The sequence below is a fragment of the Ornithinibacillus halotolerans genome, from assembly GCF_014637405.1.
Taxonomy (GTDB): Bacteria; Bacillota; Bacilli; order Bacillales; family Amphibacillaceae; genus Ornithinibacillus; species Ornithinibacillus halotolerans.
The window spans coordinates 20,551-42,427 of the sequence record NZ_BMEY01000020.1 but is presented as its reverse complement, the minus strand read 5'-3'; the positions used below and the strand labels follow the sequence as shown (position 1 = coordinate 42,427).

General features: G+C 36.2%; 20 protein-coding genes and 1 other annotated feature. Of the genes, 11 read left to right on the top strand and 9 right to left on the bottom strand.

Going from position 1 to position 21,877, the window contains the following annotated elements; translation table 11 throughout:
- Nucleotides 1–5: 5 nt before the first annotated feature.
- Nucleotides 6–653, top strand: a complete 648-nt coding sequence (locus IEV35_RS16155) for a Pr6Pr family membrane protein (RefSeq protein ID WP_188385707.1) — start codon at nt 6–8, stop codon at nt 651–653.
- 74 nt (nt 654–727) lie between these two features.
- Nucleotides 728–1,222, top strand: coding sequence for an LURP-one-related/scramblase family protein (locus IEV35_RS16150; protein WP_188385706.1), 495 nt, complete (start codon nt 728–730; stop codon nt 1,220–1,222).
- A 199-nt stretch (nt 1,223–1,421) separates the two neighbouring features.
- On the opposite strand, the gene IEV35_RS16145 is transcribed toward IEV35_RS16150, so the two are convergent.
- Nucleotides 1,422–1,982 (bottom strand): DUF4256 domain-containing protein, encoded by a 561-nt coding sequence (locus IEV35_RS16145; protein WP_188385705.1) that lies wholly within the window; start codon nt 1,980–1,982, stop codon nt 1,422–1,424.
- A gap of 140 nt (nt 1,983–2,122) precedes the next feature.
- Here IEV35_RS16145 and IEV35_RS16140 point away from each other — a divergent pair, with 140 nt between their 5' ends.
- Complete coding sequence (locus IEV35_RS16140) at nt 2,123–3,301, top strand: amino acid deaminase/aldolase (protein WP_188385704.1); 1,179 nt, start codon at nt 2,123–2,125, stop codon at nt 3,299–3,301.
- Nucleotides 3,289–4,641, top strand: coding sequence for a D-arabinono-1,4-lactone oxidase (locus IEV35_RS16135; RefSeq protein WP_188385703.1), 1,353 nt, complete (start codon nt 3,289–3,291; stop codon nt 4,639–4,641). Before IEV35_RS16140 ends, IEV35_RS16135 begins: the two co-directional genes overlap by 13 nt.
- Before the next feature lie 246 nt (nt 4,642–4,887).
- Here IEV35_RS16135 and IEV35_RS16130 read toward each other — a convergent pair whose 3' ends face one another.
- From IEV35_RS16130 to IEV35_RS16115, 4 genes are all read right to left on the bottom strand, one after another.
- A complete protein-coding gene (locus IEV35_RS16130) occupies nt 4,888–5,805 on the bottom strand; it encodes an EamA family transporter (RefSeq protein ID WP_188385702.1) in 918 nt (305 codons plus the stop codon).
- Nucleotides 5,806–6,184: 379 nt separating this feature from the next.
- Nucleotides 6,185–7,495: a branched-chain amino acid transport system II carrier protein gene (gene brnQ, locus IEV35_RS16125; RefSeq protein WP_188385701.1), complete on the bottom strand. Its 1,311-nt coding sequence runs from the start codon at nt 7,493–7,495 to the stop codon at nt 6,185–6,187.
- 53 nt (nt 7,496–7,548) lie between these two features.
- Nucleotides 7,549–7,795 (bottom strand) — a binding site (T-box leader).
- A gap of 138 nt (nt 7,796–7,933) precedes the next feature.
- A complete protein-coding gene (locus IEV35_RS16120; RefSeq protein WP_188385700.1) occupies nt 7,934–8,563 on the bottom strand; it encodes a hypothetical protein in 630 nt (209 codons plus the stop codon).
- A gap of 196 nt (nt 8,564–8,759) precedes the next feature.
- Nucleotides 8,760–9,950, bottom strand: a complete 1,191-nt coding sequence (locus tag IEV35_RS16115; protein ID WP_188385699.1) for a coenzyme F420-0:L-glutamate ligase — start codon at nt 9,948–9,950, stop codon at nt 8,760–8,762.
- 130 nt (nt 9,951–10,080) lie between these two features.
- On the opposite strand from IEV35_RS16115, the gene IEV35_RS16110 reads away from it, so the two are divergent.
- Nucleotides 10,081–10,959 carry a LysR family transcriptional regulator gene (locus tag IEV35_RS16110; protein ID WP_188385698.1) on the top strand — a complete coding sequence of 293 codons (879 nt, stop codon included), beginning with the start codon at nt 10,081–10,083 and terminating at the stop codon, nt 10,957–10,959.
- Between the two features lie 165 nt (nt 10,960–11,124).
- Here IEV35_RS16110 and IEV35_RS16105 read toward each other — a convergent pair whose 3' ends face one another.
- The 3 genes from IEV35_RS16105 to IEV35_RS16095 form a co-directional block, all read right to left on the bottom strand.
- Nucleotides 11,125–11,781 carry a hypothetical protein gene (locus IEV35_RS16105; RefSeq protein ID WP_188385697.1) on the bottom strand — a complete coding sequence of 219 codons (657 nt, stop codon included), beginning with the start codon at nt 11,779–11,781 and terminating at the stop codon, nt 11,125–11,127.
- Nucleotides 11,782–11,892: 111 nt separating this feature from the next.
- Nucleotides 11,893–12,816, bottom strand: coding sequence for a glycerophosphodiester phosphodiesterase family protein (locus tag IEV35_RS16100; protein WP_229740776.1), 924 nt, complete (start codon nt 12,814–12,816; stop codon nt 11,893–11,895).
- A 32-nt stretch (nt 12,817–12,848) separates the two neighbouring features.
- Nucleotides 12,849–14,078, bottom strand: a complete 1,230-nt coding sequence (locus tag IEV35_RS16095) for an MFS transporter (RefSeq protein WP_188385695.1) — start codon at nt 14,076–14,078, stop codon at nt 12,849–12,851.
- A gap of 192 nt (nt 14,079–14,270) precedes the next feature.
- Here IEV35_RS16095 and aspA point away from each other — a divergent pair, with 192 nt between their 5' ends.
- The 6 genes from aspA to IEV35_RS16065 all read left to right on the top strand — a co-directional run bounded on the left by aspA (nt 14,271) and on the right by IEV35_RS16065 (nt 21,163).
- The gene (gene aspA, locus IEV35_RS16090) at nt 14,271–15,689 is read left to right on the top strand and encodes an aspartate ammonia-lyase (RefSeq protein ID WP_188385694.1); all 1,419 of its coding nucleotides are present in this window, start codon (nt 14,271–14,273) and stop codon (nt 15,687–15,689) included.
- A gap of 224 nt (nt 15,690–15,913) precedes the next feature.
- Nucleotides 15,914–17,416 carry a malate:quinone oxidoreductase gene (locus IEV35_RS16085; RefSeq protein ID WP_188385693.1) on the top strand — a complete coding sequence of 501 codons (1,503 nt, stop codon included), beginning with the start codon at nt 15,914–15,916 and terminating at the stop codon, nt 17,414–17,416.
- Nucleotides 17,417–17,592: 176 nt separating this feature from the next.
- Nucleotides 17,593–18,609, top strand: coding sequence for a DUF1646 family protein (locus tag IEV35_RS16080; RefSeq protein ID WP_188385692.1), 1,017 nt, complete (start codon nt 17,593–17,595; stop codon nt 18,607–18,609).
- A gap of 156 nt (nt 18,610–18,765) precedes the next feature.
- The gene (locus tag IEV35_RS16075; RefSeq protein ID WP_188385691.1) at nt 18,766–19,500 is read left to right on the top strand and encodes a MerR family transcriptional regulator; all 735 of its coding nucleotides are present in this window, start codon (nt 18,766–18,768) and stop codon (nt 19,498–19,500) included.
- Nucleotides 19,500–20,438, top strand: a complete 939-nt coding sequence (locus IEV35_RS16070; protein WP_188385690.1) for an ABC transporter ATP-binding protein — start codon at nt 19,500–19,502, stop codon at nt 20,436–20,438. Before IEV35_RS16075 ends, IEV35_RS16070 begins: the two co-directional genes overlap by 1 nt.
- The gene (locus tag IEV35_RS16065; RefSeq protein ID WP_188385689.1) at nt 20,435–21,163 is read left to right on the top strand and encodes an ABC transporter permease; all 729 of its coding nucleotides are present in this window, start codon (nt 20,435–20,437) and stop codon (nt 21,161–21,163) included. The genes IEV35_RS16070 and IEV35_RS16065 overlap by 4 nt, the downstream gene beginning before the upstream one ends.
- 45 nt (nt 21,164–21,208) lie before the next feature.
- Here IEV35_RS16065 and IEV35_RS16060 read toward each other — a convergent pair whose 3' ends face one another.
- Nucleotides 21,209–21,694: a universal stress protein gene (locus IEV35_RS16060; RefSeq protein WP_188385688.1), complete on the bottom strand. Its 486-nt coding sequence runs from the start codon at nt 21,692–21,694 to the stop codon at nt 21,209–21,211.
- Between the last annotated feature and the right edge of the window lie 183 nt (nt 21,695–21,877).

Below are 21,877 nucleotides of genomic sequence, written 5' to 3'. Positions count from 1 at the left end.
GAATAATGGGCAGTGGGTTGATGCCAAGGCTAAAACTTGGTTTTCATATCTCTATTTTTATTATTGGCTTCATCAGTGTTATTCTACATATTTTATTTTCTCCAGATCCTTTAGTATCTACGACTAAGTTTACTATTCATTCGAATCTTATTGTTTCCTTCACATTTTTATTTAGCGGTATTGTGTTAATGCAGGGAAAGAATGAAGGGACAATGCTAGAGTTTTTTAAGAATTGCTCTTTAATCTATATGGCCGTAAATTTACTTACGTATCATTTTCTTCTTACAAGTGGCGGAGAATATGCTGGGGTACATGTTATTACAAACTTTACGGTACATTATTTGATACCTTGTATGGTTTTTATTAATTGGCTTCTATTTGAAGTTAAGAAAAAATATCACTATAGATATATTTTTTATTGGGTATTTTATCCACTTCTTTATACTATTGTTTCCAGTATAAGGGGGTTGATTGATGGGTTCTATCCATATTTCTTTCTAAATCCAAATGGTCAAATTCCAGTAGGTGTCGGTAGTTATACAAATGTTTTCTTATTTATGGTTGCCTTTTTATTTGTTTTTGTCATCTTAGGTTTTTTGTTAATTATGGGTAATAGATTAGTTTTATTAATTAATAATAAAAGGGAGGCTTGATTCTCACTTTACAGAGAAAATGTTAAATATCCTGATCTTTACATAATATTGTAGTAACAGAAGGGGGAGTGTTGATGAAACAGCTTTATATCAAACAGAAGGTTTTTAGTCTTAGTGGTAAATTCACGGTTAAAAATCAAGAAGAACAAGACGTCTATTACGTAGAAGGTAGTTTTATGCAAATTCCGAAGACGTATACGATTATGAATAGAAAACGAGATGAAGTCGCGCTAATTTCAAAAAAAGTATTTAGTTTCTTGCCAAAGTTTTTTGTGGAAGTGAATGGGCAGGAAGTATTAACGATTAAAAAAGAGTTCTCATTCTTTAAAGCTCGTTATACCATCGATGCAGCAGGAATAGAGGTACATGGTAATTGGTGGGATATGGAATTTGACGTATTGCAGCACGGAGAAATCGTCGGTAAAGTGAACAAAGAGTGGTTCTCTTGGGGAGATAGCTATAAAGTACAAATTCTAAATGAAGAAATGGAAGCCATCGTCATCGCAATTGTCGTCGCAATTGATTGCGTCAAAGCAGACCAAGCTACCTCCTCAGCCGCCTCAACTTAAATGGCGCGTATTGTAATGGTGGTGTCTATTTTTAGAGTGTCTATGAAGGTGCCTGACACCTCCCGAAATATGTCGAATGATAAAATCCCTCGTTACCGGCTGTATCGAGGGATTTTGTTTTGTAATTTTCGACAAAAAGCAACAAAAAGCGGGTGGTGTCAGACACCAATATAGAAAAACACCCACATAGAAAGTTATTTTACACGATTAATTTACCGCGGAAGCCTCGTGCGCCGTAGTATGAATCTGCACCATTGTGGTATAGAAAGACGTGGTCATACCGTTTGTCGCAGAATAGTGCTCCACCTAATTTTCTAATTTCTTCTGGTGTTTGCACCCAGCTTGAAGTTTTTAAATCAAAATTACCAAGCTCTTGTAATTTACGGTATTCCTCTTCTGTCAACATTTCAATACCCATAGCATTTGCCATGTCCATTGCACTATTTTCAGGTTTATGTTTCTTTCTTGCTTCTAGGGCTGCTCGGTCGTAACAAATACTTCTTCTTCCTTTAGGACTCTCCTTCGAACAATCCATAAATATGTATTCATTCGTATCTTGGTCATATGCTACAACATCTGGCTCGCCTTCAGTTCTCTCCATTTCAGAAAGGGACCATAGTTTATCAGGATTAGCTTCTAGTTTGGCTAATACTTTTTCCCATTCTAGTCCTTCATGACGCTGCACATTAGCTTCAAAACGCGCCTTCAATATATGCAGTAATTCTTCTTGTTGATCCGGTGTTAATCTTTGATTTCCCATAAAAGTTTCCTCCGTTTTTTTCCTTTATTATAACAGAAACTAAATTACGAGTTCATCTACCCCACTCGTCGATAAGTTTCTGAATCTTTAAAATATACTTTATAAACGATATGGAGTCGTATAAAATATATAAAGAGGTGATGAATTTGTTAGCGTTCAATGTACCCACAAATATTTCTCTTCCTGCACTTTTATTAGATGTAAATGCGTTTGACGAGAACTGCCAAATGATTGCTCATAAGGCAAATGGAAAAACAATACGAATTGCAACCAAATCTATTCGATCAGTACCAGTTCTAAGGCAAATACTAGCTTCTAACTCGGTGTATATAGGGCTAATGAGTTTTAGTCCAAAGGAGGCGATTTTTCTAGCAGAAAAAGGATTTGAAGATATACTGCTTGGATATCCATGCTGGGATTCAAGTGCCCTCCAACAAATTGCCCGATTAAATAGAGATGGCAATCAAATTATTAGTATGGTTGATTCGATTGAACATATCGAACACTTAGCCAAAATAAGTAACGAAACGAATGGGGTCTTTTATCTATGTATTGATATCGACATGAGTACAACATTTGGTAGTCTTCACTTTGGTGTGAGACGTTCCCCTATTAATACAGAAGAGGGTATAGTTCAGATCGCAAAGAAAATAAAGGAAAACCCTCAACTAAAACTACTGGGAGTGATGGGGTATGAAGCACAAATTGCAGGTGTTGGCGATAAGCTCCCATCACAACAGCTAAAAAACCAAGTAGTGAGCCTATTAAAAAAGCGTTCCATACATAATATATATCAGCGTAGAAAGAGGCTAGTGGAGATTCTTGAAAAAGAAGGGATGCCCATTCAATTTGTTAATGGAGGTGGAACAGGTAGTCTTCATACAACTTCTCAAGATAACACCGTTACCGAGTTAACAGCTGGATCAGGATTTTACGCTCCTTTACTTTTTGATTATTATCGAGATTTTCATTACCAACCGTCTTTATTTTTCGCCTTACAAATTGTACGAAAACCAACTAATAATATATACACCTGTCTCGGGGGAGGCTATATTGCTTCTGGACCACATGGGAAGGATAAAGTGCCACAACCTGTATATCCACCAGGGGGTAAATTACTCCCTTTTGAAGGGGCTGGTGAAGTGCAAACTCCGGTTTATTATGAAAATGAAACACTTGAAATTGGTGATGCGATTATTTTTCGTGCGGCAAAAGCAGGCGAGATTTGTGAACGATTCGGCGAGATAGTTTGTTTGGAGAATAACCAAGTAGTGGAGACATTCTCTACATATCGGGGGGAAGGACAATGTTTTCTGTAATTAAAGCTAAAGAAAGAAAACGGTGGAGAAATTGGACAGATACTCATGAAAGTACACCTGAGAAAACCTTTTTCCCGTCCTCTGTTAAGGAAGTAATATCCATTGTGAATGAGGCATCAAATCAAAAAAAGAAGATAAGGGTAGTTGGTGCAGGGCATTCGTTTACAAACTTGGTAGGAACTGATGATTGGCTAGTTTCTCTTGATTTACTTAGTGGAATAGAGGAGTTAGACGAAGAAAATAATACGGTTACTGTTTTGGCAGGAACTAGATTATTTCAGTTAGGAGAGGAGTTAGGCCAAAGAGGGTTTGCTCAGGAGAATTTAGGCGATATAAATGTACAAAGTATTGCCGGAGCAATCTCAACAGGAACGCATGGAACTGGAATAACATTCGGCAATATACCAACGCAAGTAGAAGAGCTTACTATGGTTACAGCAGCAGGCGAGGTTCGTACTCTTTCTAAAGAGAAACATTCTGGCATGTTCCAAGCAGCTCTTGTTTCATTAGGGACGTTAGGGATAATAGTGAAAGTAAAATTAAGATTGATTAAAAGTGTTATATATGAGTACCGAAGTGAAAAAGTAAGGATTAACGAGTTTTTAGAGCGATTGGATGAGTATATTCATAATAATCGTCACTTTGAATGTTATATTTTCCCGTACTCGGATTTAGTTCAAGTGAAAAGAATGAATATAACCGATAAGAAACCGCAGAAGTTGACTAGTCATCGCTGGAAGAATCTTATATTAGAAAATTATTTGTTCTATTTGCTATCAGAAATTGCTAGAATTTTTCCGAAGAGTAGTAGGAAAGTGAGTCGATTATCAGCTAAAGGGGTAAGTGCGACTTCTGTTTCAGCAAGGAGTCATGAACTTTTCGCAACTCCAAGACTTGTAAAGTTTAGGGAGATTGAATACTGTATTCCCCTTCCATATTTTAAAGTTGCTATTCAAGAAGTACGAAAGCAGATAGAGGAGAAAAAATATGACGTACATTTTCCGATTGAATGTAGGGTAGTAAGTTCTGATGATATATGGTTAAGCCCATCTTATCAAAGAGAGTCTGCATATATTGCTTTTCATATGTATAAAGGAATGCCACATGATGCATATTTTCGAGATATGGAAAAGATTATGCGGAAATACGCTGGAAGGCCTCATTGGGGAAAAATGCATTCAATCGGGCATGAGGAATTATTTTCCCTTTATCCAAAATTAAGCGATTTCCTCACTATTCGTGAAGAATTAGACCCAGATGGAATCTTTTTAAATGATTATTTGAACAATTTATTGATAGGTGAATCTAGTAAATCTGAAACTGAAAGATTGCGATCATAATAGAAAAATGCAGAGAGGAGGCCAATCAAATAATGGAGAAAAAATAACAATAGAAAACATGTTAGGCTGGGCAGAAGACCATATGGCTAATTGGTAAGGTGTAATATGGTAAGGGTGTCAGGCACCACCCGAAATATGTCATTTACTGTCGAATTTGAAATCCTTAACCACGTATAGGATTCTATGAATATATTGTGATATTTTCGACAATAGGTGCCAAAACTCGGGAGGTGTCAGACACCGGTATTAAGTGTAACGTGGTGGGCGTCTTTTGTTCTTTATTTTATGAATGATACTTGTTCCTAGCTCATTTAACGCTATCGCAAGTAGTATAATTGCAGTTCCTATCCATTGAAGTGGAGTAACTGTTTCTGACAAAATGATACTAGCTGAAAGAATGGCAACAGGAAGCTCCACCGAAGTTAATATATTTGCTAGTCCACCTGAAATTAGTGGTGCCCCAACTGCAAAGAATAATGGCGGTAATATTGATCCGAACAAGGAAACTCCTACAGCGCTTTTGACTAAATCAAATTCCAAAGGCAGTATTGTAGGGATATCTCGTAAGAATATGATAAGGATCAAAATCATAGAACCGGTTGCCATAAGTGAGCTTCTTGTCCACGCATCAACTTCGACAGCAACTTTCCCACTGAAAAAAATAAAACCCGCATACGTAAATGCAGATAGTATTCCAAATACTAACCCTATGATTGGTAATCCTTGAACGTCTCCATTAATAATATCAGAAGCAAAAAATACACCGATCAAGATTAATATAATTGAAAATATAGTTATTGGCGCAGGCTTTATTTTGGTGAATATCCATTCTAAAATAATTCCTATCCAAACAAATTGAAACATTAATATGATAGCTAATGATGCTGGCAAATACTGCATGGAGCCGTAATAGAAGACACTAGTTAACCCAATAAAACAACCAGTTAACATGATTTGTGGAATGTTTTTCTTTGTTAGTCCTTTAAAACTAGAACGTTTTATTAATGTGAAAGACCACAACATAATAGCAGAAAATATCATTTGAATAATATTAATTTGGCCTAATGTGTAGCCAAAGCTAAATCCGAATTTAGCAAATACTGGTGTAAAGCCAAAACATGCAGCACCAATTAAAACAAATAAAATTCCCTTATTTATTTTCATGTTAGTCCTCCTCGCTGATGAATTATAGACAATTATGTTATGTTTAAAAACATTTGTTTTCCCCTTCGTTTCATCTATCAACTACTGTATTCTAGTATAAAATTCGTCTTTAGTAAATCTTATAATGAGAGAAAGTCTACTTTGTTCCAAAAAAGGAGCTGGAGTGAAATGAACTCAAGAGTAGCTACAGAGGTGTTAATAATTAAGATGTCTATTTAGGGTGTCTGACACCACCCGAAATATGTTAAAAATTGTCGAATCAATACCCTTTCTGCATGTGAACAAATGGAAAGAACTAGATTTGATAATTCGACAAAATACAACAAAATCCGGGAGGTGTCAGACACTTACTCAAATGACACCTACCCGGAGAGGGTACTTATTCTAATACTGGTTCTGCTTTAGGGCTTAGTTTTGCAATGAGTATTCCGATCATTGTTCCGACAATTGAGGGAACTACCCACTCTAATCCTACATCTGCTAATGGTAATGTTGATCGAATCATCTCAATTGGTCCTAAGTTTAAACCAAAAGCATTAAGCCCACTAATAACAGCGAACACCCCAGCAAATGACAGTGCACTTACATAAACAACACGTGCACCTTTAAACTGTTGATGGAAGAACGTTAATACAATTAGTACAATTGTTAATGGATATGCAGTTGTTAAAAATGGGACGGACACTTTCAAGATTTGCGTTAGTCCCATATTTGTTAGAGTAAACCCAACAAGTGTAGTTACGAGAACGACCGTCTTATAGCTTGCTTTTGGAACTAGTTTGGAAAAATATTGTCCACAAGCTGATGTTAATCCGACAACTGTTGTAAAACATGCAAGTGTAAAGATTAGTCCGATTAGAAGTGTTCCGCTTTGCCCAAATAATGTCGTAGAAACTGCAGTTAATACTTGAGTGCCGTCAGTAAATTCACCAGACATTTTACCACCAATGATACCTAAAAAGACGTAGACAGATGCTAGAAGAGTACCGGCAATAAGTGCTGCTTTAATCATATACCCTTTCATTTTTCTTTCGTCTGTCACTCCTCGACGTCCAACAGCAGTTAAAATAACAATTCCAAACGCTAATGCAGCGAGAGCATCCATTGTGTTATAACCCTCTAAAAAGCCTTTGAAAAATGCTCCAGATTCATATCCGCCAGTTGGCGCTTGGAAATTTCCTTCTAATTTGAACAGGCCAACTACACATAAAATGACCATTGCAAATAATAGAACGGGAGTTATGAAACGTCCTAAGTATTTTTCTAAGTTAGTAGGATTTAAGCTTACTAGATAGACAAGTAAAAAGAATACTGCTGAAAATAGTAATAATACGACCGTCATGCTTGTTGATGTTTTCACTAGCGGAATTAATCCCATTTCAAATGCCACATTGGCATTACGAGGAATTGCTAGAAATGGTCCAATCGATAAATAAACAATGACCATAAATACTGTACTGAACACAGGGTGTACTCGATCACCAATGGCCTTGATCCCACCCTTTACATTAGCAATTGCAAAAATAACGAGTAGCGGTAGTCCAACAGCAGTTAAAACAAAACCTGCCATTGCTAACCAGAATGAAGTTCCAGATAGTGTACCTAGAAACGGTGGGAAAATAAGATTCCCTGCTCCAAAAAACATAGAAAATAGTAAAAGTCCGATAAAAAATGAATCAAATTTGCGCATGATGCTCTCTCCTTTAATGTTTTTTTGAAAATAAAAAAACCCGCCCCTTATAAATAAGGGACGAGTTATCGCTCGCGTTACCACCCTAATTCTGCAGAAAATAAAAAAACTGCAGCACTCAAGTCAACGTACCAACATACGTGTTCCATTGTAACGGCGGACAACCCGTCAAAGCTTACTAATTTCGGCTTTGCATCTCAGAGATGATTTTCAGATAGGGGCTGAACACCGACTCGCACCAACTGCCGGCTCTCTTTGGATCAGACTTTCCTAACGTACTGTTCTCTTCATCGATTTTTAATATTAAAAATAAATTTATCAGATTAAAAGACACTTGTCAATATTTTTTGATATTTTTTTAAATTATCGTGATTTAGATTGTTGATATAATGAGATAAATATTCATTTTATTAATAAATTCAAATCCTGATTAAATAGTTAGCTTATTGGTTGAATGCTAACAGAAAGGACAGTTTTAGTTTTATGTGCAGGGTAACATTCCATGGCGGGAGTAAGGTAGATTTCTCGGTGAGGTAATACCATTTGGTAGCCCTGTAATTGTAATTCTTTTTCAAGCAAAGCCAGACTACTTGATGTGTCCTTGTAGTGACCAACATGCAATTTCATTGCGGTTAAAGTTTCTTGCTCATGTTTAAAACTGATGGAAGGTAGTGTATCTACTCGTAAGCTTTTTTGTACTTTCTCTAAAGCGCGTATATAGATTTCTTCTGATATGAAATCTGGTACTAGTATCATTCGTTCCACAATCCATTTGTTATCTGCTTTTTGTTGATACCAAATCATTTCTGGGGGCATTCGTTTAAATCGGTAGTTCATTTCTAATTTGGTAATTTGTTTTATTTGGTTGACAACTTTAAAAGCAATCCACTTCTCATCTTTAGGTTCAGGATGACCATCCCAATTCATATGAAAGGATGTAATCATACGTTGCGATACATATTTACGTTCAGGTAATTGTTCAATTACAGATGGTCCTTCTTTTAGATAGTATATTTGCTGATATACCTTTCTAAGGTCAACCGGCTTTGCTTTATTAGTGTTTACCACAGTTTTTTACCTCCTTTTTAATAGAACTACTTTAATTATAAAGTTATTTAAAATGTCAGTCTATTAGTAATTGCCTTTAAAAAACGAACAAAAAAAGATGCACCAATATTGCTAGTGCATCTTTCGTATTTTTCACATTCGACAAAATCCACCAAAACTCGGGAGGTGTCAGACACCCATCCAAAAAGACATACTCCTACTTTGTGTAATTATCGAAGTATCCTTGAATATATACCATTGGTGTACCTTTATCTCCACTACCAGAGGTTAAGTCGGATAGGGAACCGATAAGGTCAGTTAGGCGGCGTGGCGTTGTGCCTTGTGCTTCCATGGCACCAACTAAGTCTTCATTTTTGTTTTGAATGTACTCAGATATTGCCTGTTGCAGTTCTTCCCCTCGTAAATGAGAGAAGTTATTATCTGCCAAATATTTTAATTTTACTTCATTCGGAGTACCTTCTAGTCCTGCCGTAAACCCAGGTGATACAACTGGATCAGCAAGTTCCCAAATCTTTCCGACAGGGTCTTTAAAGGCACCATCACCGTAAACCATAACTTCGACAGTTTTTCCAGTAACCTCTTTTAATTTCGCCTGAATTGCATCCACAATTGGCTGACAATTATTTGGGAAAAGTTTAATACTTTCTTCCGTTGATTTATTAGATCCTAATAGTCCATACTCTTCGTTAAAACCACTACCATTAATTGATTCAGTTAGGATATCATCTAATCCAAATACACTTTCCGCACCATTATTTGTAAGGATTCGTTTCGTGCGCATACGAGAGTGAATATCACAAGTAAGTACATGTTTCGTATAGTCTAAGATAGTTCTTGCATTGTTTGAGAAGATGACTTCACATGTAGCGCCTTCTTCTTCAATGATTTCTTTATAGTACTCAATATAATCTACACCGGTAAAGTGGTGCTTTTTATATCCAAAGTGTTTACGGAAATCATCTTCAGATAATACATCTGCCCATGGATTAATACCTTTTACATCTAATTCATCGATATCAACTAGATGGTTACCAACTTCATCTGATGGATAACTTAACATTAGTACGATTTTTTTAGCACCTCTTGCAATACCACGTAAGCAGTTTGCAAAACGGTTACGACTTAGGATAGGGAAGATTACTCCGACTTTTTCTTCTCCGAATTTTGCCTTAATATCTGCTGCGATATCATCAATAGTTGCATAGTTACCTTGTGCACGGGCAACCACTGATTCAGTAATTGTTACAATATCGCGATCCTGAATAGAAAAGCCTTCTACCTCTGCTGTATGTAATACAGTGTCTACGACAATCTCTTCAATGTTATCTCCAGTGTTAATAATTGGTGTACGCAATCCACGTACAACTGTTCCAACGACTCTTTCCATTGTCATCTCTCCTCTAGTTAGAGTATGCTTCAACATGTTTATTTTCATTCTCAATCCATTTGTTACTATACACTTTAGATTGATATAAGTAAAATTAATATTTATAATATGAGGTATAAGGAGTGCTAATATGGTAGGTAAATTAGATTTATATCGCATATTTCAAGTTGTCAGTCGTAATAAAAGTTTTTCAAAAGCGGCACAGGAATTGTTTATGACACAATCTGCGGTTAGCCAAGCAATTTCTAAGTTGGAGAAAGAACTAGACATTCAACTTTTTCACCGAACAGCTAGAGGAGTTGAGTTAACGACAGAGGGGAATCTATTAGATGAGCATGTAAAATCTGCATTAGGAATTATTCAAGCAGCAGAGGATAAACTACTAGAATTTAAGACATTTAAATCTGGCCAATTACGTATAGGGGTTGGTGATACGATTTCTCGGTATTATTTGCTCCCGTATTTAGAACAGTTTCATGATCGTTATCCTGGAGTAAATTTGAATATCCTCAATCGAACGACTTCAGAAATCATCGATTTAATTAAGTCAGGCAAAGCAGAATTAGGTATTTGTAACTTACCAGTAGAAGATGAGCAATTGGAAGTGATTCCGTGTAAGGAAATACAAGATATCTTTGTCTGTGGAGAGAAATATAAGAAATTGGCAGAGAAGCCGATTAGCTTAGATCACTTAATGCAGCTCCCTTTAATTTTTTTAGAAAGAAAGTCGAATTCCAGAAAATTTGTAGAGAACTTCCTACAAGAAAGAGGATATCAAGTATCTCCTCTTTTTGAGCTAGGTTCTTATGATTTAGTGTTAGAATTTACGAAAATAAACCTAGGTATTTCGTGTGTAATCAAAGAATTCGCTAAAGACTATCTGGAAAGGGAAGATTTATACGAAATTCGTTTGGAAGAAAACATTCCAAAAAGAAGCATAGGAATCTGCTACCTAAAAGACGTCCCACTATCACAAACAGCAAAAAAATTCATCGAAAGCATATTGTGATAATGCAGCTGAAACGGTGCTGTGACGGTGTCTATGACGGTGTCTGACACCACCCGAAAAATGTTGAATATTGTCGAAAGTAAAAAAAACCACCCACTAAGGATGGTTTTCGACAAAGTTTGACAAAATCCGGGAGGTGTCAGACACCCAAAGCAAGACACCAAATCACAATCTGAACTTATAGAGAAGCCAAGATTTGATGATAGATTCATTCGAATGGTGGGTTGCAACTTTATCCCGAAAGGGGAAATCGTCTGGGTTAACCTTCAATTTTAATATGGGGGCTACAGGCTTTTGGCTAATCCACTCGTCAAATTGTATAACCCCTTTTCCCTTATAAGAGAAGGTTTCTTCAGGAAGTATGTAAATAAAACCAGTTGTCCATGGATTATTGGAAATAGTTGGTTCCGTTAATGAGTAAAAGTGATACTTATTCTTTCCGTTAGAGGAAACCACCCCATTTCTAATATTTCCTACTATTTTTCCTTTATCTAATGTTGCGTAGAATATTGGCCAAATTGGATCTTTGGAAGCAAATATTGCAGTAACTATATTGCCATCAGCTAAAGTTTGCTTCCTTGGTTCAAATTCTTCTATCGCTTTATTATTAGATCCATGTAATAGAACCGACTTGTTATGTATCAGGTAAGATAAGAACTTATACTTAGGCACAGTCAAGTTATACTCTATTAATTTATCTTCTTTCTTCAATGAGCTTTCGTACAAATCATTAAATAGTTTTTCCTCATCTTTACTATTGGTGATATTTAGAGCAGGCAAAAAAAGAATTCGTAATAGAAGCTGGATGAACCTTGTTTTCATTATCATCACTCCAAACTTTGATTTTATCTGTTGGATCCATGATGAAAATCTAGCTAATATTTATATATAAAAGGACGATTTCCAATTCAAATCGTCCATAAATAAAACACTCTACTCCAGCAATTCAAGCAATAGATCTGGTCTATCAGTCATAATGCCATTTGCACCAAGGTCGATTAATTCTTGCATAGTTTCTGTGTCATTAATCGTCCAGTAATGTACTTGCATTCCTCGCTTGTTAGCACCTCGAATAATCTTCTTATCCATTAAGTTAATATTGCTATCTTCTGTTGGGATTTGTAGGGCATGTACTTGTTGCTTATACAAACCATTTAAGAATAACTTATGGAAAATAACAAACTTCGTAATTTCATCACGTCCGCCACTGACGAGCGCCTCACCATTCGTAACATCTTTAACAATCTCAATAATATCATGATCAAAAGCAGCAATAATCACATTCTCTTCCAATCCATAAGACTTAATAAGCTCCCACAACTTTTCACTCATTTCACGATACAACTCAGGATGATTTGTATCTTTAATTTCAATAGTATAAAGCATTTCTGGATCATTAATCGTTGAGAAAATTTCCTCAACGGTTGGAATATAAACTCCTTGACCACGGAAACTGTATTCGCCATTTAAATCTTGGAAAGAATAAGCAGCATCGTAACTTTGAACTTCCTCTAGAGTCATCTCATTCACAATACCTGTTCCATCTGTTGTGCGATCAATGGTTGGGTCGTGAATAGATACTAAATGTCCATCTTTTGTCATATGAATATCAAACTCCAGGACATCAACACCCAGTTCACTAGCATTTGTAAAAGCGGCTAATGTATTAGAAGGTGCTAAATGGTTTCCGCCACCATGAGCGATTACAAGTGGTCTCCCTTTATCAAACTTACTAAGGTCTGTATTTTTAGAGACTGGCCACAAATAAATAATTAACCATACTAATATCAAACTACCAATAATTCCAAATGCAATTTTCCATTTAGACTTTCTCGATTTTTCTCTCTTATCACCCAATAAAGTTCCCCCTCTAAACATAATAGTTTTACTTAATTATACCACCCTTGTACACGCTTATCAGAAGGTAAAAGAAGCGCAAGAAAGCCAAGTAATGGAAGTAGAGATGCCATAATCATCGTAGTAGATAGTCCAAATAAATCAATGAAAACACCTAATGCAACAGCTCCAATGGCTCCCATTCCGAATGCTAATCCAACAATTAAACCAGACATTAAGCCAATTTTTCCGGGGATTAATTCTTGAGCATAAACAACGGTAACGGAAAAGCTAGTCATCAGAATGATTCCTATAATTGCGAGAAGTACCATGGCGAATACTGAACCAACGAAAGGTAACAACACACTTAATGGACTAACCGCAATAAGTGATAATAGAATTATATTTTTACGCCCAAAACGGTCTGCAAGTGGTCCACCAATAAATGTTCCAACTGCCCCCATGGCTAGAAATATAAATATATATATTTGTGAATTGGCAATTGATATTTGATACGTATCTATTGCATAAAAGGCATAGAAGTTTGAAATTGCAGCAGCATACCAGGACCTGGCAAATACGATAAATACTAACAGTACGATTGCAATTTTTATTGATTTAGCAATATCTATGTTTGGCTTTTTAGAGACAATATTTTTCTTCTGCCTCGCTATAAGCTCCATTTGCCCTTTATACCATCTAGCAATATACGTAAGAAAAATTACGGCAAGTCCTGCAATTAACGTAAACCAAAGTGCCCCTTTTTGCCCAAGTGGGACAAGGATTAACGCAGTAATAACGGGAGCTAGCGCTTGTCCAGAATTTCCGCCTACCTGGAAAATAGATTGTGCTAGTCCTCGTTTATCTCCTGCTGCAAGGTAAACAACTCGTGAACCCTCTGGGTGGAATACCGCTGAACCTAAACCAATAAAGACAACACTTATTAACACAAACCAAAAATTCGGTGCCAGTGCCAAACCAAGGATTCCGAACATACTACTTGTCAGTCCAATTGGTAATGCATAAGGGATTGGCCTCTTATCGGTGTACGTTCCAACGACAGGCTGCATTACTGAAGATACCATATTTAATGCAAAGGCAATAAGCCCAAGTTGAGTGAACGATAAACCCATGGAACGTTCTAATATAGGAAACATGGCAGGAATAACTGCTTGCAAAGAATCGTTTAGTAAGTGACAACCTGCAATGATAAAAAGAACTCGGTATGTTGTTTGATTATCGCTTGGTGTTACTAGGGATTTATTTTGTAAAGCTTTGTCCATAAGTAGTCCTTCTTTCTAGTTATCTATAAAGCTATTGTACATGGTAAGACTCAAAATACAATGTGAATAGATTTAATATTAAATATTACTAGATGGGTTGATTTTCTTATATAAAGTTTTATAATAAGCCTCGTAGTCTAATAAAATGATGATGAAATTTAATATAAATGGAAAAATAAAAGGGGATATTACATGACAATTACAGTCGGTAAACACCGTGTTGAAAAGGATTTTTTAGGAGAAAAAGAAGTTCCAAAAAATGCTTACTATGGTATTCAAACATTACGAGCAGTAGAAAACTTTCCAATAACTGATTACCGAATTCATAACGAGTTAATTGAAGCAATGGCTATTGTGAAAAAGGCAGCTGCATTAGCAAATATGCACAGTAAAAGGCTGACCGATAAAATCGGTGAAGCAATAGTCCAAGCTTCCAGTGAATTACTAGATGGACAGTGGCATGATCAAATCATTGTGGATCCTATTCAAGGCGGAGCAGGAACATCAATTAATATGAATGTGAATGAAGTTATTGCAAACCGTGCGATTGAATTACTTGGTGGAGAAAAAGGAAATTATGCTATTTGTAGCCCGAATACTCATGTTAATATGTCGCAATCAACGAATGATGCCTTTCCGACAGCAATTCGCATTGCAACGCTTAATACGTTAAATAAATTAATCAAAACAATGGAAGACATGCAACAAGCATTCGTGCAAAAAGGAACAGAATTTAGCCATGTGATTAAAATGGGGCGAACTCACTTACAAGATGCTGTTCCGATCCGATTAGGTCAAGAATTTGAGGCATACAGTCGTGTCATTGCTAGAGATATAAAGCGCATTAAGCAATCACGCCAACATTTATATGAGCTCAATATGGGAGCGACTGCAGTAGGAACCGGATTAAATGCTGACCCACAATATATTGAGGTGGCATTAGAACAGCTCGCAATAATTAGTGGCTTACCACTAACAGGTACAGAACATCTTGTAGATGCCACACAAAATACAGATGCTTATACAGAAGTATCGGCTGCATTAAAGATTAGCATGATGAATATGTCGAAAATAGCAAACGACTTACGTTTAATGGCATCTGGACCTAGAGCAGGGCTTGCAGAAATTAATTTGCCTGCAAGACAACCTGGTTCATCCATCATGCCAGGCAAAGTCAATCCAGTAATGCCTGAACTTATTAATCAAGTTGCATTCCAAGTAATTGGTAATGACCATACGATAGGGCTTGCTTCAGAAGCGGGACAACTGGAATTGAATGTCATGGAACCAGTACTTGTATACAACTTACTGCAATCAATTAGTATTATGAATAATGCTTTTCGTACCTTTACCGAACACTGTATAAAAGGTATTACGGCAAATGAAGATAGATTAAAAGAATATGTGGAAAAAAGTGTTGGTGTCATTACGGCAGTGAATCCACATATCGGTTATGAACGTGCAGCCCAAATTGCGTCAGAGGCAATAACTACTGGCGTACCAGTAAGAGAGCTATGTTTAAAATACGGTGTGTTAACGAGTGAGGAGCTAGATTTAATTCTAGATCCATATGAGATGACACATCCTGGGATTGCAGGAGCTAGTAAATAGAAAATAAGTATATGTTTTGGAAGCGGTCATTCTACTACGGTGTGAAGAAAGAATGACCGCTTCTTATTTATCAACTGTTCAAAGGTACCCTCAAAAAATAGTAAACGAATAATAATTCTGATAAACTATTTATATGATATAATAGAATTAGATAAAACGGATGTTTAGGTAAGCCCTTTCTAAAAGGCAATACCTACCGTTTTCTGCACTTCTAGAAGATAGGGATGGGGAAAATGAGCAACCAGGAAAATAAGACAGATGTTATTTTAATTGGTGCTGGAATTATGAGTGCCACATTAGGATCACTCTTAAAGGAATTAGTTCCGGACTGGAACATCACTGTATTCGAACAATTAGACAAACCAGGGGAAGAAAGCTCAAACGAATGGAATAACGCAGGAACGGGGCATGCTGCGCTATGTGAGCTTAACTACACACCAGAAAAAGCAGATGGAACTATTGATATTACAAAAGCACTTAATGTCAATGAGCAGTTCCAACTTTCACGACAATTCTGGTCTTATCTTGTAAAAGAAGATTTAATTCAGAATCCACAGGACTTTGTTATGCCACTACCACATATGAGTTTAGTGCATGGTAAGGAAAATGTGGAATTTTTAAAGAAACGTTTTGAAGCGCTATCAAACAATCCATTATTTGATGGTATGGAGTTTTCAGACGATCCGGAGAAACTAAAAGAATGGATTCCAATTGTTATGGATGGCCGTACATCAGATGAGCCAATTGCTGCTACAAAAATTGACTCAGGTACGGATGTTAACTTTGGTGCGTTAACACGTATGCTGATTAAACATTTAGAAAATCAAGATGTGACAGTGAAATACAAGCACAGTGTGAAGAATGTAAAACGTACAAGTGACGGTTCATGGGAATTAAAAGTAAAGGATCTTGAAAACGGTACCGTAGAGCGTCACCAAGCCAAATTTGTTTTCTTAGGCGCAGGTGGTGGAAGCCTACATTTATTACAGAAATCTGGTATACCGGAGGGCAAAGGTATTGGTGGATTCCCTGTAAGTGGGTTGTTTATGGTATGTAATAATCCGGATGTAGTGGAAAAACATCATGCAAAAGTATATGGAAAAGCAAAAGTGGGTGCACCACCGATGTCTGTTCCACATTTAGATACACGATTTATTGATAATAAAAAATCACTGTTGTTCGGACCGTATGCTGGATTTTCACCTAAGTTTTTGAAGACAGGATCATATTTAGATTTATTCCTTTCTGTTAAGCTGCATAATGTAATTAACATGATTGGTGCAGGTCTAAAAAACTTGGGCTTAACGAAATATTTAGTTCAACAAGTGCTCCTTTCTAAAGAAAAACGTATGGAAGAGCTACGTGAATTTATTCCTGATGCTAAAAGCGAAGATTGGGATATGATTGTTGCAGGACAACGTGTACAAGTGATTAAAGAAACGGAATCTGGTGGAAAAGGTACACTTCAGTTTGGTACCGAAGTTGTAAGTGCCGCTGATGGTTCTATTGCAGCACTACTAGGAGCATCACCTGGAGCATCAACTGCGGTTCACGTAATGCTTCAAGTATTATCCAAGTGCTTCCCTGAGCGTATGGACGAATGGGAACCGAAGATTAAGGAAATGATCCCATCGTATGGTGTTTCGTTATCAGAAAATAAAGAGCTTGCACAACAGATTCATGAATCCACTGCAGAAGTTTTAAAGTTAACGAATCAACAAGTATAATTTTGTGGTGAAAAGGTAACTCGATATTGAGTTGCCTTTTTTGCTTTAAAGAAAGGGTTCTAGTTCACTAATAGATTTTTGAGAAGCAAATCAAACGAGTAATAACTTCTAATGAAATAGAATAACTATAGAACAAGCATGCAGAAATAGCAGTATTACTGTTCGGAGGTTACATAATGACAGTTGGGTTGATCGTTATTTTATTATTAGTACTTCTCTTACCTTTCTTCATTAAAGCTGTAGAAAGAAACTTAGAATCTTTCTTATTTATCATAGGTTTACTAGCTGCACTAGTTGGTGGTGTGTTAGATGCAAAACTATATGTACATGCCTTAAAAGAACCTATTTTTATTACATTAGCTGTACTTATTGCAGGATTATTGTTCAAATGGTTAAAAACTCCGATTGAAAAAGGAATTTTAAATGTCAGTCACAAAGTGAATACTCGTATATCTCTTGCCGTAATTATTGTAGTGCTTGGTTTATTATCAAGTTTAATAACGGCAATTATTGCAGCAATTGTTCTCGTGTCTATTGTAAGTACATTGAGGTTAGATAGAAAAACAGAAATATATACTGTTATTTTAGCCTGTTATTCAATTGGTTTAGGTGCTGTCTTAACCCCAGTCGGTGAGCCATTATCAACCATTACTACAGGTAAATTGAATGAGGAATTTTTCTATCTTTTTAATTTGATAGGTATAGAAGTTATAGTTGCTATTATTGCAATAGGTATTATTGCATTTATCATGATAAAACCAAAAGATAGTAAAAATAGCTTAACTGGAGCACATGAAGCAGAAAGTTATACCGAGATTATTGTTCGTTCCTTTAAGATTTACTTATTTGTAATGGGGTTAACATTACTTGGTGCTGGCTATGAACCATTAGTTAATAAGTATTTACTCGATTTACAACCTGGAATATTATATTGGATAAACATGATGTCTGCAGTGTTAGATAATGCTACTCTTGCAGCAGCTGAAATAAGTCCAGCAATGAGTACAGAAACATTACGATTCTTACTATTAGGACTTATTATTAGTGGAGGAATGCTAATCCCTGGAAATATTCCAAATATCATTTCAGCTAATAAGCTAGGAATTACTAGTAAAGAATGGGCAAAATTTGGTGCACCATTCGGGTTAATTTTAATGATTGTGTTTTTTGTTTATTTATTAATTGTCGGATAATGAAAACCCCCACATTTCGTTTTATAGAGAAATGTGGGGGTTTTTAAATGGGGAAATTAATTATTGTTTTAATTTTTTGATAAATATAAAATTTACTATTGAACATCACGTTACGTGGTGTTTTATACTATATGTAATAAAAGAAAGGGTGAGGAAATGTATACGATCGGAAAACTTTCAAAAGAAACAGGGGTAACTAAGCGTACATTGGATTATTATGATGAGATTGGGTTAGTAAACCCTTCCTCTAGAACGAGTGGAGGTCACCGATTATACGGTGAAGAGGATGTTATGAGACTAGAACGTGTCTTAGCTTTAAAGTATATGGGATTCTCTTTAGAACAAATAAAGTCCATTTTGGAAAGCTCCAAATTAAACTGGAAACAGTCGATCCAACAACAGCTCGAAATGGTGAAAAAAGAACAAGAACGCCTAAAATTGTTAGAGCAAGCATTACTTGGTGTGTCTTACTCCATTGAATTTGAAGGAGGTGTAAGTTGGCCGATTATTCTTAACATGATTAAGATTCTTCATCAAGATCCTGAAGAAGTGTTTGAGCAGTATCAACAATATTTGGATCATGAAGATATGAATAAAATTAAAGCAGTTAACGATCGGATGACAGAAGAAGACATGCACGAATGGATGCAGGCAAATTATGAAATTAAAAAACATCTTCATCTCGATCCGAGTTCAGAACAGGCTTTGCAGCTAGCACAACGATGGGCAGATCAAGCTGAGAGGATGTTTGAAAGTGATGATGAATTACTAGGTGATTTGTGGGAAGCGCTACAAAATTTAGAGGAGGAAGGAATTGCCTTCTATCCTATGGATAAGGAAATTATCGGATTTTTAAAAAGTGTATTAGCAGTACATAAGGGGGCGAAATAATGATATTAGATGTGCAGTCTGTAACTAAGTTTTATCGGGGAAAAGGGAAGTCACAAGTAATTGCCAATGACGCAATTTCTTTACAAATTAAAGAAGGAGAGGTTTTCGGTTTACTTGGTCAAAATGGTGCTGGAAAAACGACATTAGTGAATCAAATAGTAGGGTTACTAACCCCAGACGAAGGGGATATTCATTTACTTGGAAAATCAGTATTAGAAAATCCTAAGCGAGCAAGATCTCACTGTTCGGTTCAACCACAATCTCAAGTACCGCTTGGCTTTCTATCTCCTCGTCAGGCAGTGTCCATTATGGGGAAAATGCGGGCTGGGAAAAACTATAATTCAAAGCGTCTAGACATGTTGTTTGAAGCTTTAGATATGGGCGAATGGGTAGACAAAGAAGGTGAAAAGCTCTCTGGTGGTGCTCGTAGATTAACAGCATTTTGTATGGCAGTTATTGCACCAGGCAATTTAGTAATTCTTGATGAGCCAACGAACGATGTTGACCCAGTTCGGAGAAAATATTTATGGGAAGTGATTCGGAACTTAACGAATGATGGTACTTCTGTCATTTTAGTTACTCATAACGTACTAGAAGCAGAAAAGGCAGTTGACCGAGTAGCGATTATCAAAGAAGGTAAAATTTTAACGCAAGGTACACCTACAGAAGTGAACCAAACAGTAAGTAATCAAATTCGTATGGAATTAAGTTTGACTCAAGAATTGGAAAAAGAGTATTATCCTGAATGGATTGTATCGTCACACCAAAATGGTTCCCGAGTGATTTTTCAGTTAGCTCCTACTCATGTCTCAAACGCAGTTGATTGGGCTAAAGATTTAGTAGAAAAAGGAATCGTAATTGATTATTCGTTGTCACCAACTACGATAGAAGATGCCTATATTGAGCTTGCATCAAAAAAGGTGGTGGCCTCCCCATGAATTTAACTCACTACAAATATGTGTTTCAAATGCAGTTTATTAGAAATGCTGGATTTTTAATTTTTATGGCATTGATACAAATATTAATCTCCATAGGTATTGTAATTGGGTTTACTTATCTTTTGCCTGCACCAGATACACAGTCTATTCTTTATCTAGCTACAGGTGCCCCAACGATAATTCTTATATTTACCGGACTAGTCATTCTACCTCAACAAGTTGGAACTTCTAAAACAGATGGATTTATGGATTTTATTAGAACATGGCCAGTGAACCGTTCTGTAATACTTAGTGCGGATACGACCATTTGGTTGATGTTAACCATTCCGGGTATCATCATCGCCTCTTTTATTGCTCATTTCATGTATCAGCCTGGATATGACATTTCTTGGACGATTATTCCTTCATTTCTAATGATCGCTTTAACTTCAATTGGTGTAGGGTATGGGCTTGCTTATCTTTTATCTCCAACGACATCATTAGCAATTTCACAAGTAGTAGTTTTCGGAGCACTGATGTTTTCGCCAGTGAATTTTCCAATGGATAGGCTTCCAGAATGGCTACAAACACTTCATGAATTTCTCCCGATCTATTCCATGGCCGAAGTCATGCGGGCATCTCTAGCTAGTTCAACTTTTGATGCGACACTTGGGAACTATATTAATTTATTTATATGGTGTGTATTGGGATTTGGAGGAGCTATCTATATATTGAATAAAAAGTAAACAAGGAAGTTCCCTCACTATTAAAGTTGGGAACTTCCTCACTTGTTATTTAACAACCATTACTGGGCAGTTTGCTTGATCTAATACCTTTTTACTTACACTTCCCATTACGAATTGTTTCACTTTGTTGATTCCTCGATTTCCTACAATAATGAGGTCTACGTTTTTTCCATCGGCATAGTCTATTAATTCTTCGGCAGGCTTTCCGACTAATACACGATAATTAGCATTTACACTGGATAGATGATATTTTGCTTTATCAATAATTTGATCCAGATTTCTTTCTTGAAGGTCGTTGTTATGGGCGATTTGGCTTGATACTGGTATTCCAATATGTGTACTTGTATAATGCAAATTTGTATTTGTATCTTTTTCGAGTGTCCTTCCATTGAGTTCTGTCGATGGATCATGTACAAATGCAACTGTTAGTTTTGCATTGCTTATCTTTGTTAAATACTTGGCTGTTTCTAAGGCAACAATACTCTGTTTTGACCCATCAAATGCTAATAATATATGCTGTAATCCTTCCATACAATTCACTTCCCTCTTTCTCGAGATTTTGAACTAAGGATTACTATTCTATTCACTATTTAAACTGCGATGAAACCTACAATTATATTAACTAAATATGACAGGGATATAACAAAAATAAATAATACGGATAATCCAGATATAGCCTTTCTAAATGAAGTAAGTTAAAGATATGTTTACTAC